Source organism: Chryseobacterium pyrolae, assembly GCF_025153485.1.
Classification (GTDB): Bacteria; Bacteroidota; Bacteroidia; order Flavobacteriales; family Weeksellaceae; genus Chryseobacterium; species Chryseobacterium antibioticum.
Window position 1 is genome coordinate 161,246 of sequence record NZ_JANZQH010000005.1, and the last position, 15,282, is coordinate 176,527.

Annotated in this window: 16 protein-coding genes; 11 read left to right on the plus strand and 5 right to left on the minus strand. The window is 38.8% G+C overall.

The annotated features are described in order from the left end of the window. Positions 1-156 precede the first annotated feature (156 nt). The 8 genes from pgi to NZD88_RS12275 all read left to right on the plus strand — a co-directional run bounded on the left by pgi (position 157) and on the right by NZD88_RS12275 (position 7,869). A complete protein-coding gene (pgi, locus tag NZD88_RS12240; protein WP_259829462.1) occupies positions 157-1,797 on the plus strand; it encodes a glucose-6-phosphate isomerase in 1,641 nt (546 codons plus the stop codon). Between the two features lie 3 nt (positions 1,798-1,800). Beyond that, positions 1,801-2,625 (plus strand): class I SAM-dependent methyltransferase, encoded by an 825-nt coding sequence (locus NZD88_RS12245; RefSeq protein ID WP_259829463.1) that lies wholly within the window; start codon positions 1,801-1,803, stop codon positions 2,623-2,625. Between the two features lie 21 nt (positions 2,626-2,646). Next, positions 2,647-3,531 (plus strand): bifunctional 5,10-methylenetetrahydrofolate dehydrogenase/5,10-methenyltetrahydrofolate cyclohydrolase, encoded by an 885-nt coding sequence (locus NZD88_RS12250; protein ID WP_259829464.1) that lies wholly within the window; start codon positions 2,647-2,649, stop codon positions 3,529-3,531. Positions 3,532-3,538: 7 nt separating this feature from the next. Continuing rightward, positions 3,539-4,168: a 7-carboxy-7-deazaguanine synthase QueE gene (locus NZD88_RS12255; RefSeq protein WP_073328950.1), complete on the plus strand. Its 630-nt coding sequence runs from the start codon at positions 3,539-3,541 to the stop codon at positions 4,166-4,168. Between the two features lie 45 nt (positions 4,169-4,213). Next, positions 4,214-5,584: an exopolysaccharide biosynthesis polyprenyl glycosylphosphotransferase gene (locus tag NZD88_RS12260; protein ID WP_259829470.1), complete on the plus strand. Its 1,371-nt coding sequence runs from the start codon at positions 4,214-4,216 to the stop codon at positions 5,582-5,584. Between the two features lie 119 nt (positions 5,585-5,703). Beyond that, positions 5,704-6,456: an MlaE family ABC transporter permease gene (locus NZD88_RS12265; protein ID WP_259829472.1), complete on the plus strand. Its 753-nt coding sequence runs from the start codon at positions 5,704-5,706 to the stop codon at positions 6,454-6,456. After that, on the plus strand, positions 6,456-7,271 hold the full coding sequence (locus tag NZD88_RS12270; protein ID WP_259829474.1) for an ABC transporter ATP-binding protein: 816 nt from the start codon (positions 6,456-6,458) through the stop codon (positions 7,269-7,271). Before NZD88_RS12265 ends, NZD88_RS12270 begins: the two co-directional genes overlap by 1 nt. Further along, positions 7,255-7,869 (plus strand): porin family protein, encoded by a 615-nt coding sequence (locus tag NZD88_RS12275; protein ID WP_259829476.1) that lies wholly within the window; start codon positions 7,255-7,257, stop codon positions 7,867-7,869. The genes NZD88_RS12270 and NZD88_RS12275 overlap by 17 nt, the downstream gene beginning before the upstream one ends. Positions 7,870-7,904: 35 nt before the next feature. Here NZD88_RS12275 and NZD88_RS12280 read toward each other — a convergent pair whose 3' ends face one another. Next, the gene (locus NZD88_RS12280; RefSeq protein WP_259829478.1) at positions 7,905-8,216 is read right to left on the minus strand and encodes a hypothetical protein; all 312 of its coding nucleotides are present in this window, start codon (positions 8,214-8,216) and stop codon (positions 7,905-7,907) included. 88 nt (positions 8,217-8,304) lie between these two features. Then, on the minus strand, positions 8,305-9,111 hold the full coding sequence (locus tag NZD88_RS12285) for a M48 family metallopeptidase (RefSeq protein ID WP_259829485.1): 807 nt from the start codon (positions 9,109-9,111) through the stop codon (positions 8,305-8,307). Positions 9,112-9,217: 106 nt separating this feature from the next. On the opposite strand from NZD88_RS12285, the gene NZD88_RS12290 reads away from it, so the two are divergent. Beyond that, entirely contained in the window at positions 9,218-9,769 is a 552-nt protein-coding gene (locus NZD88_RS12290) for a DUF4251 domain-containing protein (RefSeq protein ID WP_259829486.1), read from the plus strand. On the opposite strand, the gene meaB is transcribed toward NZD88_RS12290, so the two are convergent. Beyond that, positions 9,766-10,749, minus strand: coding sequence for a methylmalonyl Co-A mutase-associated GTPase MeaB (meaB, locus tag NZD88_RS12295; protein WP_259829487.1), 984 nt, complete (start codon positions 10,747-10,749; stop codon positions 9,766-9,768). The two genes, NZD88_RS12290 and meaB, sit on opposite strands and share 4 nt — an antisense overlap. Positions 10,750-10,889: 140 nt before the next feature. On the opposite strand from meaB, the gene NZD88_RS12300 reads away from it, so the two are divergent. Together NZD88_RS12300 and NZD88_RS12305 are read left to right on the plus strand one after the other, a co-directional pair. Then, entirely contained in the window at positions 10,890-11,180 is a 291-nt protein-coding gene (locus NZD88_RS12300) for a c-type cytochrome (RefSeq protein ID WP_169234173.1), read from the plus strand. A gap of 21 nt (positions 11,181-11,201) precedes the next feature. Further along, on the plus strand, positions 11,202-11,489 hold the full coding sequence (locus tag NZD88_RS12305) for a c-type cytochrome (RefSeq protein WP_259829493.1): 288 nt from the start codon (positions 11,202-11,204) through the stop codon (positions 11,487-11,489). Between the two features lie 85 nt (positions 11,490-11,574). Here the strand turns inward: NZD88_RS12305 and NZD88_RS12310 are convergent, their stop codons facing one another. Both NZD88_RS12310 and NZD88_RS12315 read right to left on the minus strand, forming a co-directional pair. Beyond that, positions 11,575-12,567, minus strand: a complete 993-nt coding sequence (locus tag NZD88_RS12310) for an enolase C-terminal domain-like protein (protein WP_259829495.1) — start codon at positions 12,565-12,567, stop codon at positions 11,575-11,577. 61 nt (positions 12,568-12,628) lie between these two features. Further along, positions 12,629-15,226, minus strand: a complete 2,598-nt coding sequence (locus NZD88_RS12315; RefSeq protein ID WP_259829497.1) for a T9SS-dependent M36 family metallopeptidase — start codon at positions 15,224-15,226, stop codon at positions 12,629-12,631. Positions 15,227-15,282 lie beyond the last annotated feature (56 nt).

A 15,282-nucleotide genomic window follows, 5' to 3' on the forward strand; every position in this document is an offset into this window, starting at 1 on the left:
GATCTGAGGTTTGTTTTTTAAAAAATTGTTATTTATCATGCTCAAATTTATCTGAGGTTTTATTTTTCCTTAAATTTGCACATCAGAAATAAAATGATATGGATTTTAAACATCTGATCCAACCTTTCATTTCTGAATCTATATAATTCCTAAAATATGCTATCAAAAATAAATCCTATACAAACCACCAGCTGGAAAGCTCTTGACGAACATTTTGCAGGTAACGACTTTGACTTAAGAAGTCTTTTCCAGTACAATCCTGAGCGTTTCAAAGAATTTTCTTTGCAGAAAGATAATTTTCTTTTTGATTATTCTAAAAACCTGATCGACGCAAGAACCAGGGAGCTTTTGCTGCAATTAGCAGAAGAATGTCAGCTGAAAGATGCTATTTCCAAAATGTTTTCCGGAGACAAGATCAATGAAACAGAAGGAAGAGCCGTATTGCATACCGCTTTAAGGGATTTTTCAGATAAAGAGATCATCGTAGACGGAGAAAATATCAAACCTCAGATCAGAAGAATTCTTGACCATATGAAAGCTTTCTCCGAAAAAATTATTTCGGGGGAACACAAAGGCTTCAGTGGAAAAGAAATTACGGATATCGTGAATATCGGAATCGGAGGTTCAGATCTTGGCCCAGTGATGGTTTGTTCTGCTTTAAAACATTTTAAAACAAGATTAAACGTTCATTTCGTTTCAAACGTTGATGGCAATCATATTGCAGAAACCGTTAAAAAACTGAATCCCGAGACCACATTGTTCATTATCGCTTCCAAGACTTTTACGACTCAGGAAACGATGACCAATGCCAACTCAGCGAAAGACTGGTTCCTGAAAGCCGGAAAAGGAGAAGATGTGGCCAAGCATTTCGTAGCTTTATCTACTAACGTTGAGGCAGTTAAAAACTTCGGCATTGCAGAAGAAAATATTTTTGAGTTCTGGGATTGGGTAGGTGGAAGATATTCTCTGTGGAGCGCTATCGGTCTAAGCATCGTTCTGGCAGTAGGATATGATAATTTTGAACAGCTTCTGAAAGGAGCGTCCGATACGGATCAACATTTCCAGACGGCTGATTTCTCAGAAAACGTTCCGGTATTGATGGGGCTTTTAGGGATCTGGTACCGTAATTTCTATGCTGCAACAACCTATGCAATTCTTCCTTATTCTCAATATCTGGACAGGTTTGCCGCTTATCTTCAGCAGGGAGATATGGAAAGTAATGGAAAATGTGTTGACAGAAACGGAGAATTTGTAGAATATGAAACGGGACCAATTATTTGGGGTGAACCGGGAACCAACGGGCAGCATGCTTTCTACCAGCTTATCCATCAGGGAACTGAACTTATTCCTGCAGATTTTATTGCTTATGTAAAAAGCAGCAACGCAGTTTCTGATCACCAGCCGAAACTTTTAGCTAACTTTTTTGCTCAAACTGAAGCACTTGCCTTTGGAAAATCGGAAGAGGAAGTAGAACAGGAATTAAGAAACGAAGGAAAATCTGATGAGGAGATCGACAGATTGCTGAACTACAAAGTCTTCCACGGAAACACACCTACCAACTCTATACTATTCAACGAGTTAACTCCTTTTTCATTAGGACAGTTAATTGCGATGTATGAACATAAAATCTTTGTTCAGGGTGTTATCTGGAATATTTTCAGCTTCGACCAGTTCGGTGTAGAATTAGGAAAAGTTTTAGCCAACAAGATCCTTCCCGAGCTTGAAAACAATGAGGCAGTAAGTTCTCATGACAGCTCTACCAATGGATTGATCAATTATTATAAAGGAAATAAATAGCAGATGTCTGCATTACGATCATATTATTATAAACTTCCTCCCAGCCTTAGGCTCTTGGGAAGAAAGATCTATTATTTCCCAATAGATCTCTATGATGGCCTTACCGGAAAAAGATCCAAGAATGAACCTAAGAAAGGTGATATTTATGTGGGGGGCAGCGACTTTATTCCTCACGGGATACGTCAGGTAAATGCCCTTAAAAAATATATCGGCTTACAAAATACAGATCACGTCCTGGATGTGGGATGCGGAATCGGAAGAACCGCCGTAGCACTTACAGGAATCATCGATAAAGGAACTTATGACGGCTTTGATGCTGTAGAAAAAGGAATCAACTGGTGCAACAAAAATATCAGTCAGAAACATCCGAATTTTAAATTCAAGTTTACCCCTATTTACAATGACCTTTATAATACTTTCAGCCAAAAAGCAGAGAGTTTTACATTCCCTTATCATGATGCAGAATTTGACAAAGTATTCCTATTCTCGGTTTTCACGCATATGCAGATTCCCGAGATCAAAAGATATCTGAATGAGATCAGTCGTGTTTTAAACAGCAGCGGACAGTGTTTAGCCACTTTCTTTCTGTATGATGATTCTAAAACAGAATTTGGCACCATGCCATTTCCACATCAATATGAAGGCTACAGACTGATGGATGATAAAGTGACCGCAGCTAATATTGCGGTAAGTATCCCTTTACTGAACCAAATGGCTGCAGAAGCCGGTTTAAAAGTGACCACAGTAAAAGAAGGGTTCTGGAGAACTAATGTAGATAAGGAAAGTGCGGATGAATTTCAGGATATTGTTGTATTCAATAAAATCTAAATAAAAGTAAAAAAAGTAAAAATGGCAGAAATTCTTGACGGACTGAAAGTATCCAAAGAAATAAAAGCGGAGATCAAGGTTGAAGTGGAAAAGATCCTTGAAAGCAAGAAAAGAGCACCACATCTGGTAGCCATTCTTGTAGGAAACAACGGAGCGAGCAAGGCGTATGTAAACAGTAAGGTAAAAGACTGTGAGGAAGTAGGATTCCGTTCTACGCTTGTCAAATTCCCAAGCACCGTTTCTGAGTCTGAATTATTGGAAAAGATCGACGAGCTGAATAAATCTAAGGCGGTTGACGGTTTCATCGTACAGCTTCCTTTACCAGATCAGATCGATCAGGAAAAGATCATTCTGGCTATTGATCCAAGAAAAGATGTAGATGGTTTCCATCCTGAAAATTTCGGGAAAATGGCGTTGGAAATGGATACATTCCTTCCTGCTACTCCTTTCGGGATTCTGACCTTATTGGAAAGATATAATATTGAAACTAAAGGGAAAGACTGTGTCATCATCGGAAGAAGCAAGATCGTAGGAAGACCGATGAGCATCCTGATGGGAAGAAAAGATTTCCCGGGGAACTCTACCGTGACTTTAACACACTCTTACACGAAAGACATCGAAGAATATACAAGAAAAGCGGACATTGTTATTACCGCTTTGGGCGATCCTCATTTCTTAAAAGGAAATATGATCAAAGATGGCGCAGTAATCGTAGATGTAGGTATTACAAGAGTAGATGATGACTCTCCAAAAGGATACTACCTTGCAGGTGATGTAGATTTTGACAGCTGTGCAGCCAAAGCAAGCTGGATCACACCCGTACCTGGAGGAGTAGGCCCAATGACTAGAGCCATGCTGATGAAGAACACCATCATCGCATACAAAACTTCGGTCTATAACGACTAATTTTAAAATGAATAAAGAAGAAGATATTTTATTAAAAGAAGGTAAAATGCTCCCCGTAATGGAGCATTTTTACACTTTACAGGGAGAAGGAGCCCACACCGGAAAAGCATCCTATTTTATAAGATTGGGAGGCTGCGATGTTGGGTGTCACTGGTGTGACGTAAAAGAAAGCTGGGATCCTAACCTCCATCCGCTGATGAATGCAGAGGAAATTGCCGAAACGGCAGCAAAACACTGTAAAACGATTGTCCTGACCGGTGGAGAACCGCTGATGTGGAATCTGGATATCCTGACCTCCAAATTAAAGGAACTGGGATGTACCATTCATATTGAAACATCTGGTGCCTATCCGCTAAGCGGACAGATCGACTGGATCACCCTTTCACCTAAGAAAACAGGACTTCCGAAAGAAGAGATCTATGAGAAAGCCAGTGAACTTAAAGTGATCATATTCAATCAACACGACTTTACATTTGCACAGGAGCAGGCAGCAAAGGTTTCAGAAAACTGTAAGCTGTATATGCAAAGCGAATGGAGCAAGCGTGATGAGATGTATCCAAAGATTACCGATTTTATTTTGGCCCACCCGGAATGGCAGGCTTCGGTTCAGACTCATAAATACCTGAATATACCGTAAAAAATACGTACCTTAGCTCTTCGTATCCGTTATAAACACCGATAGATGCAGAGAATTCGATACTCTAGATACCTGAAATCGATCATTATTTTGCTTGACCTTATGGTTATTGCATTTATCTTCATTTTCTTTTTTATCAGCAGAAATGAAAGCTTGCGGTATCACGAAGAAACCTGGTATCAGAATATTTTTTCCCTGATATTACTCTTTTTGTTCTGGATGCTGCTTAGCGGCAGGACAAAAATTTATAATATCCAGAGAAATCTTACCTATACTTTGTTTTTGGAACGCCTTCTGATTCACTTCATATTTTTTATATTGGGAGTCATGCTTATAGGAAAGGTTAGTAAGAATGTATTTTTCAATTCGGATATTTACTGGCTTTCATTTTATCTTTTTTTCTTTATTTTTCTGGCAAAATCAGTTATTTATTTTACCATAAAATACTTCCGGTCGCTGGGGATTAATTATAGAAATGTCATGTTTCTGGGCGAGACCGGTTCTACTGAGATTTTAAAGAATATATTTAAAGACAGAAAAGATTACGGATATAAAACTTTTGATTACGAAAGCTCTGATATAAGTCCCAATGATCTGGTTGCTTTTTGGAAAAAAAATGGAATTCACACCCTGTTTTTATCTACAGAAAATACATTCAGTGAGGGGATAGAAACAGAAATCTTCAAACTGGCGGAGGACAATAAGGTTCACGTCTCATTGATTCCCAGCATTACACAGAGTGATTTTTTCCTGTATGATCTTGGGTATATTCAGACACAGCCGATCCTAAGCCAGGCAAAATATCCTTTGGACTATTATTCCAATTTTCTGGTTAAAAGGATTTTTGACATCGCTTTTTCAGTTACGATTTTAGTTTTACTTTGCTCATGGCTCTTTCCGGTGATTGCGATTCTAATAAAAGCAACGTCCAAAGGCCCTGTTTTTTTTGTACAAAAGAGGTACGGCTTCCATGAAGAAGTATTTTCCTGCCTAAAATTCAGAACCATGGTCGTCAATGACGAATCTGCTACAAAAACTACGGAAGAGAATGATTCAAGGATCACAAAAATCGGGAAATTCCTTAGAAAAACAAGTCTTGATGAGCTTCCTCAGTTTATTAATGTCCTGAAAGGAGAAATGTCTATCGTAGGTCCACGCCCACATATGCTGTCTGTGGACAATTATTACAAACCAAAGATCGGAAGATATAGCTTAAGAAGCATGGTATCCCCGGGTATCACTGGCCTTGCTCAGGTAAGTGGATTGCGTGGAGATTACGGAGATGTGGAAGTAGAAATGAAAAAAAGGATCCTTGCAGACACGTTCTATGTAAGAAACTGGAGTTTTGTTCTGGATCTGGTCATTATTTTAAAGACAGTCTTATTGGTGATCGGTGGCGATAAAAACGCAAAATAAATCAAACAAAAGGTTAAGATTAAGATTGAGGAATCATATTTGCTTCTAAGGTTAAATAAACCTCAGGTATTACCCTGAGCCTTAACTTTAATTAAATAAAAAAAGTCTAATTTAGCAGCATGTTAAAAAAGTTTTTCACAGCAGTAGGAGAATACATTATCCTTCTAGGTAAATCCTTGCAGAAACCCCAGAAAATGAGGGTTTTTTGGAAGCTGTTCATGAGAGAAATTAATGATCTCGGCGTCAATTCTTTTGGGCTTGTGATCTTCACTTCTATATTTGTGGGAGCGGTAGTCGCTATCCAGATGTTCAACAACTTTGCTTCTTCCTCTTTTCCAATCCCGCCTTCATTCGTGGGATATGCTACAAAGGCAGTTTTGGTTCTGGAGTTTTCTCCCACCATCATCAGCCTTATTCTGGCGGGTAAAGTAGGATCTTATATTGCATCAAGTATAGGAACCATGAGGGTTTCTGAACAGATCGACGCATTGGACATTATGGGGGTGAATTCTCCCAATTTCCTGATTTTGCCTAAAATTTTCGCCTGTGTTATTTTCAATCCTCTCCTTATCGCCATCAGTATCGTATTTGGTATTGGGGGTGGACATCTGGCAGGTATGCTGACCGGAAACTGGACTGAAAACGACTATATCACAGGTATTCAGATGTTTATGCCGAACTTATTCGTGTACTATGCATTTGTAAAAACTACTGTATTCGCTTTTATTATTGCTACAGTTCCTTCTTATTTCGGTTATAATGTAAAAGGAGGATCGCTGGAAGTAGGTAGAGCCAGTACGCAGGCAGTAGTATGGACCATGGTATTTATTATCATTTCTGAATTAATTTTAACCCAATTAATATTAAGCTAATGATTGAGGTAAAAGATCTTAAGAAGAGTTTTGACAATGTTGAAGTGCTTAAGGGAATTTCGACTTCCTTTGACAAAGGAAAGGTGAATTTGATCATCGGGCAGAGTGGCTCGGGGAAAACAGTTTTCCTGAAAAGCCTGCTGAATGTTTACCAGCCTTCATCAGGAGAGATCCTTTTTGATGGCCGTGATGTCAATACGATGACCAGAGATCAAAAACAGCACCTTCGGTCGGAGATTGGAACGGTATTCCAGGGCAGTGCACTTTTTGATTCGCTTACCGTGGAAGAGAATATCATGTTTCCGCTGGATATGTTTACAAATCTTACTTTCAGAGAAAAAAAGAAAAGGGTCTTTGACGTAATAGGCAGGGTGCATCTTGATAAAGCAGGCAGAAAATTCCCATCGGAGATTTCCGGAGGAATGCAGAAGCGTGTCGCCATTGCAAGAGCCATTGTGAACAATCCGAAGTATCTGTTCTGTGATGAACCGAATTCCGGTCTTGATCCTTATACGTCGAATATCATTGATGATCTTCTTGTGGAGATTACCCAGGAATACAATACAACAACCATCATCAATACTCATGATATGAATTCTGTGATGACGATTGGGCAGAAAATTGTATACCTGAGATTAGGGATCAAAGAATGGGAAGGAAATAAAGACATTCTGATCACTGCGGGCAATAAAAATCTTATTGACTTCGTTTATTCTTCGGAACTGTTTAAAGAACTGAGAGAATATTTACTTGAAAATAATAAAACGATTGAAAATACAATCCATAAAATAGATGATAATGAAAAAGGTACTTAGTATAGCATTAATCGGGTTTTCAATGTTCGCTTCTGCGCAGATCTCACTGGCAGGAAAAGCTAACTTAATCTTCCCGACAGGCTCTCCTTCATGGAAAAATATTAAAGGAACAGTGAATGAAGCCATTGAAGGAACAGGAAAAAACAATGCAGGCTTCAATGTTGGACTATCAGTAAAAGTAGCACTTCCGGGCTCATTCTATGTAATGCCGGAATTATATTATACACATTTCAAAAATGAATTCACTACAGAGAATACTACTTTTGATGTAAAAAGCAACCGTCTTGATATGCCTGTTCTTCTGGGGCATAATGTTTTAGGAGATATGCTTGGGGTTTTTGTAGGACCAGTGGCCAGCTACAATTTGAGTAAGGAAAATACCTACAACGATTTCAAGGAAAACGTTAAAAATAATTTCACAGTAGGGTATCAGTTCGGTGCGCAGCTTGAAATTAAAAAACTGATCGTTAATGCCCGATATGAAGGCTCATTCAGTAAGGATGAAAGAAACTTCATCAATAAGGTTTCTGGTTCAGAGATCAGATACGACAACAGACCTAACCTGTTTTTGGTAGGTGTAGGCTACAGATTTAAATAATTTGAAAATAACAGCTATAAAGAAACCCTCAAATTTTAAATTTGAGGGTTTTGATTTTGTTGCTGAAGTTGTGCTTCACGTTGGGCAATTTCTGCCGCCTGCTTTTCCAGTTCTTCTTTATCTTTTTGCAGTTGTTTGAATTCTTTTCTTTTTTCTTCAGCCTTGAGGGCGCTTCCTTTGCTTACATATCCTACCATTCCGCCGATAATAAGGCCTATTCCTACTCCGGCCATCATTCCCATCATATGTGAGATGGTAATTCCTCCTACCGTAAAATCAGTGGTCAGATAAAAAAGCAATGCTGAAACCGCAAGCAGTATAAGTCCGGTAATTGATAAACTTTTCATAAATATTGTGTTTAGTGGTTGATTAAAAAGCCTTACCCAATTTAATAAAATTCAATAAGGCTTTATATAAGATTAAAATGTTAAATCATTATATCTTTCCTCCTGCCGCTTTATAATATTCCAAAGCTTTTGGAAGGTTTCTATTGATGTCTGAAATTCTGGTCTCAGGATTTGGGTGAGTAGACAGGAATTCCGGCTGTTTTGCTCCTGAAGAGGCACCTTCCATTCTATTCCAGAAAGGAATGGCTTCTCTCGGATCGTATCCTGCCATAGACATCAGGTACAGTCCCATCTGATCTGCCTCTGATTCCTGATTTCTTCCGTATTTCAATAAAGCCACCTGTGACCCGATAGGATACACTTTTTCAAAAATACCGGCCCATTGTGAATTGGAAATGGTTCCGCCCAAAATAGAACCGCCATACTGTGCTACCATTGCCTGAGAAATTCTTTCATTTCCATGCCCTGCCAAAGCATGTGAAACTTCGTGTCCCATAACTACTGCAAGACCATTATCATTTTTCGTGACAGGAAGAATTCCTGTGTATACTGCCACTTTTCCGCCAGGCATACACCAGGCATTCAATTCATTGCTTTGCAGAAGATTAAACTCCCAGTTGTAATTGGCAAGATCTGCTGATCTTCCTATGCTCTGATAGTATCTTTCTGCAGCGCTTTTTATTCTGCTCCCTACACTCGATACTCTTTTGGCATCTGCAGTTCCGGAGATAATCTTAGATTTAGACAATGTTGTTTTATATTCCTGGGAAGACATAGTCAGTATTTCCGAGTTATTGGCGATCTGTAATGAAGACCTGCCCGTAATCGGATTTGTAGTACAAGCTACAGTTGACAAGGCAACTGCTCCTATTCCTAATAGATGTGTAAATTTCATATTTCGAGTGTTAATAATTCAACATTTACAATTTTTGTTCCAAAATGGTTGAGAAGGGATATATTTGCATACATTTTGCTATTTAAATTTAACAATTATTACGGTTATGAAAAAGTATATCTCACTTATATTTATTTTTGGTTTTCTTTTTTTCTTTCAGAGCTGCTCTTCACAGGGTTCATTGGATTCCAAAACAGTAGACACACTGGTAGATTCTGAGGAATTTACTTTTTATGCCCAACGGGCCAATCCTATGAACTATGAGGTGATTAATGTGATGGGGTCTATTCAAAATGCTCCTTCCACAAGAATGCTTCAGCTGGATGGACTAAGTTACACTATTGTTCTTAAGAAAAATAATTTAGAAGTTACTCTCCCTTACTTTGGAAGATTATACAATGCTTCTTATAATACCGCAAATAACAGCTACCGTTTTACTTCGAAAGATTTCACAGTAAACAAATCTCAAAATAAAAAGGGAAACTGGACTTTAAAGATCAAACCTGTGGATGTAAGAAACGTTGACGAAATTACGATAGAAGTATTTAAAAACGGTAAAGCATTCGTTTCTATGAGAAGTAACGACAGACAGCCAATTACCTATGACGGTACTGTTTCAAAAAATGAAGAAACAGAGAAACCGCAGGAAAAACTTTAGTCTTTAGATAAAAAATTTTCAACAAATATTTTTGCTTCAGTGCTGGGATTAGAAACCATTTCTGAAGCATTTTTTTTGTGCTGTACATAAGCCTCTTCTACAGAACTGCTTCTTTTCATCATGGCCAGAATATATTCCTGAACCCAATATTCAAAGCGTTTTTCGGCCTGTTGGGTGCGAACTTCTTTAAAGCGGTCGCTTTTCTTTTTTAGATCTATGAATTCATAGATTTTTGTATAAACCTCATCCAGACCTTCATTATAAAGAGCAGAACCTAATAATACAGGAATTTTCCAGCCTTTCTCTTTGGGAGGAATAAAGTCCAGGGCCCGTTTCAATTCCAATCTTGTATTTTTTGCCTTCTGAAGGTTATCCTTATCTACTTTATTGATAAAAATAACATCCACCATCTCCATAATCCCACGCTTGATGCCCTGCAGCTCGTCTCCCCCACCAATGATCTTCAGGAATAGAAATACATCGGTAATATCGGCTACCAAAACTTCTGACTGGCCAACACCTACAGTTTCGATCAAAATATAATCATATCCTGCCGCTTCGCAGATCATCATGGTTTCAAAGGTGGTATTGGCTACCCCTCCAAGAAATCCGGAACTTGGGGAAGGGCGTATAAAGGCATTTTCTTCTTTGGCAAGCTCTTCCATTCTTGTTTTATCCCCCAAAATACTTCCTTTGTTGATGGAGGAACTTGGGTCAATAGCCAGAACGGCTACTTTTTTTCCGTTAGCAATGACCAATCTTCCGAAATTTTCAATAAATGTAGATTTTCCGGCACCCGGTACTCCGGTAATTCCTACTCTGATGGAGTTTCCTGTAAAAGGCATGATTTCTTTCAGAAGTTCTTCAGCCTGGGCTCTGTGCTCGGCTTTTTTGCTTTCAACTAATGTAATAGCTTTTGCAGTCAGACGTTTATTTCCTGACCGTATTCCTTCGATGAGTTCTTCTGTAGAAAATTTCATTGATTCAAAAGTATAAAAATAACCTTCAAACTCCCATACAAACGGCCATTAATTTTATTTCTTCTAAATTAAAACTAGCAGTCGTTTCATCAACGGGAGAGGGAAATTCCTACATTTGTTAGGAATCAAAATTGAGAAACATGAAAAAAATATCCGCTGCTGCACTATTTACCTGTATTTTACTGGCATCTTGTACACCAAAGGCTTCTACAGCCGCCCCTATGGGACCCGCTGTTTCTACTGCAGAACAAATAGCACAGGGAAAAACAATCTTTGAAAATGCCTGCGGAAGATGCCATAAACTACCGGATCCTACAGCACACACGTCTGTACAATGGGTAGGAATCATGAATTCAATGGCTCCAAAAGCGAAATTGACAGACGAGCAGCATCAGTGGGTGTACGATTACATTGTTTCTGTGAAGAAATAATCACCAAATCAAAATATGGGTATGAAAAAAACAATCTTAGGTATGGGAGCATGTACTGTATTGATGGTATCGTGCGGCCCTAAAAGTACAGCTGTGACCGGACCGAAGTATACCGCGTCTGAACAGCTGGTTCAAGGGAAAACTATTTTTGAAAATTCATGTTCCCGATGCCATAAACTACCTGATCCTGCCAAGCATGATGATCAGGGATGGATCAAAACTTTAAGCAGAATGGCTCCGAAGGCTAAATTAAATAATGAACAGCACCAGATGGTTTATGATTATCTGATTTCTGTGAATAAGAAATAGTATTTTAGAGTTGGAGTGAGTGAGAGATTGAGAGTATAGATGTACAAAACTTATAACTACTTATCATTCATAACTCCTTTATGGCTTATTTTAGAACTATTCCCAATCCTGGTTTTCCGGATAGGATTATTTTCCCGTTTTCCACGAAATTTCCGGAAGCCTGATCATTGGAGATCAGGTTGGCTCCATCCAGATCGACAAAATCTGCCAATCCTGCCAGTACACAGCCTGCCGAAATTCCAACGGTAGATTCTGTCATACAGCCTATCATGATCTTATAGCCTAATTCTTTTGCTTTCCTGATCATTTCTAAAGCTGGAGTCAGTCCTCCACATTTCATCAGTTTGATGTTGACACTTTTATAGTAAGGTAGCAGTTCTTCCAGAGAACTGAGGTTTTGACAATCCTCATCTGCCATCCAGTTTGCAAAACTTGCTTTATTGAGCGTGCTGTAATTCCCAACGGGTCTTGGCTGTTCCAGATAAGAAAACCGACTGATATCTTTATTTTCCTGAAGCCAGAGGCAGTCCTGATCTGTGAAGCTAGCATTGGAGTCTAAGGCAATAGTATGGTCTAACTTCAGCAGTTTTTCAATATGATCTTTATTCAGTCCTTTGCATTTTACTTTGAACCTGTTCCACTTGCTGTTTTCTATTTTTCTGATCTGATCTTCAACATCTGCTACCGAAATGGTAATAGAACTTTCTACTAAGTTCTCAGAAGGAATCGTATTCAATTCTACAAAACTTTTGCTTTCCAGTTTTCCGAACAGATCCCAATAGGCACAATCTAAAGCAGACAGTAAAAACGGATGCAGATCAAGCCCCGAAAGAAAACGGAAAAATTCTGTTGGATGCATGATACCCTGTTTTTCAAGTACCGGCTGAATTTCTTTTAACCTGATGATAAAATCCTTGAGATTGATCTGATAATAATCTATGGCAACACATTCGCCATACCCTTTACTGTTGCTATAAGACAGTTCTACAATCAGCGCTTCCCTTTTGTCATAATTTCCATAAGCGATTGAGAAAGTTTCTTTTAGCTGAAGTGTTTTAAGTTTAAAATACAGTTCCATATATTAAAGCTACAAAAAAAGGACCTTTGCAGGCCCTTTTATATTGATTAAACGGTAGGATTTATCTTACAATCAGTTTTTCAGTCTGAGCTTTTTCACCCTGCTTGATGTGCACCATATATACTCCTTTTTGAAGGCCTTTTGTGGAAATTCCTTTTTTGGATTGAGAATCTCTGGCATCTGAGTAGACTAATTTTCCAGACATATCAAACATTTTGATCTGCACATCTTTAGAAGACGCTTCTAAATTACCTACAAAGAATTCATCATAAGTCGGATTAGGGAATATCACAAATTTATTCTCTGTTCCTTTTACATCCTGAGTCGCTAAAACAGTGTTACATTCCTGAGGAACTTCAAAATTTTCAACCTGATCATTAGCTGTCGCTCTAACTCCGGCAGAAGCATTAACACCTAACCCTCTCTTGGCAAAAGCTTTCCAGATCATGCATTTATCAAGCCCTGCATTTCCTACAGCATCTGCCTGAAGGATGGCATCTCTCCCATCGATAAATGTAGGGCTGCATACCTGTAGTTTAAGCCCATTGACAACAAGCTGTAAAACTTTTGCGTTTCCAGACGTGGCACTTGCCAGCACATCACTGTTGTATCCATATTTTTCTATGTATTTCCATGTCAGATCCCAAAGCATGGTTGCCCATATAAATCCTATGGCATGGGAACCGGAAACGGTATTTGTATTTCCGTAGGTATAACTGTTTACACCAAAATCCGGAGAGTATTTGGCAGGTCTTATTCCTGCTCCTGTTGTCGGCTGATCTGCTGAATAGGTTGACATCCCTCTGGCTAACGCTGAAGTGTCTCCCGGTCTTGTTGTAAGCATTAATGCAAAGAAATCAGACCATCCTTCTCCCATCTGTTCTGCACTATTGACTGCAGAAAGACAGCTGTATCCCTGGCCTGTTAATCTGTTTGAAATACCATGCCCGTATTCATGGGCAATGATCCCGTTATCCAAACTTGAATGTTTAAAGCCATTAAAATCATTTCCTAATGTAGCATTGATCATATTTCCATTCCCCACTTCTGTTACCATATATAGCCCTTCCGTTTTTCCTATATTGATAGAAGGAATGGTAACCTGGCTAGCGGAAGCACCTGCACCCATATTGGTCGGAGTATCAGTAGACGGTCTGTAGACAATAACTCCTACAGCTCCTGCTTTCTGTGCATTCAAAACTTTCAGGCTATATTCACAGGTTGTACTTGTTACTACTGCTATTTTACCGGTAAGACTTCCCAACGCTGGTTGTGTACAGGCATCTGCCGGTACTGAAACAGCAAGATCCCCGGTCACTGTCTGTCCATCAAATAAAAGAGGACCAAAGGCTGCGCTGCCCGTCATTACTTTTGGTCTGCTTACAGCAGTTGCCGGAGAATTATACTGGTATCTGGAAATAGGATCTGCTGCGGTCTGGGTTCTGTCCCAAAGATACATCTGCATTCTTGGAGCCTGGAGATAAGTTATTCCCGAAATTACAGTTTCATATCCAGAACTAAAATTCGCATTATTCAGACCACTTCCATCAAATGCTTCAGCATTTACAGCATCATTTCCCATTCCTCCATTCGCGAAGTTATTGGTCTGGTAGTTTCTTGCAGATTCTGTAAATCCAAACTTGTAGAAAATGTCATGCATTTTATTATTCATATAGAATAAATTGGTGATGGCCGCATCTCTGTGGGTTAAAGGGTTTATAAACCTTCCTTCTGCAAATGGAAAATCAAAGTTTAATGAAGCTCCACCACTTGGTGAGTAACCAGGAGTATTGGCATTCGTCTGATCAGAATAGGCATACACATTGTTCCCTCTGGTATTGGTGTAAGCATTCGTTCCGTCAGAATGCCATCCTTCCGGAGAAACTGTTATATCCCACGGATTACTGACAATTGAGCGAGATCCGAATGTGGGTGCTTCTACAGGAAGTGCGAAAACATTGTAAGAAGCATTCGTCGGAACAAGCAGGCTGCTGATTGGTTTATTCAATGCTCCAACCCCAGCTTCAGCCTTTGCTTCAGATCCTAAATGCTGCTCTGCATGAGATTGTGATTCATTATCAAAGTGATTGTCATGGGTAAAATTACAATCTACCGTTAAGTTATCTTTTGCAAGAACGTCACCTGTAGAAGCATCAGCAATGACATGCCATACATCGGAAGAATTTTTATCGGTAACAAACAGTTCTTTTGCCAAAACATAGACACCATTCTTTTCAAAATATACATTGGGAAGGTAATCCACTTTGGAAATTTCATCAAGATTCAGTTTTTGTTTTAGGAGGTCTTCTGAAAATCTGTCTTTAGACTTTCCCTGGCTGGCAACAGAAACATTTCTTTTAAAATCATTTTTTTCAGAGATGATTTTATCTTCTTTAATCATTACTTTACCCAAAGCATTATAGATCCTGAGTCCGTTAATCGTCTGCTGAACATTCACGATATTCACACCCAGGCTTTTGGAAGGATCTTCATTCAAAATAATAACGCCTGTGTTATTAGTGGTCCCGTTTTTTTGTGCTAACTGTCCACTTTTCTGATAGTACTTCTGAATAAGTTCATTTGAATTTTGTGCATTCATTTTGCCGAAAGCAAAGAATACAGCCACCGATACCGGCCATAAAAATAATTTTTTGTTCATAAGTTTGTTTTTAAAAAGATGAATTTATATTTTATTCACATAAAAACAGAATAAAA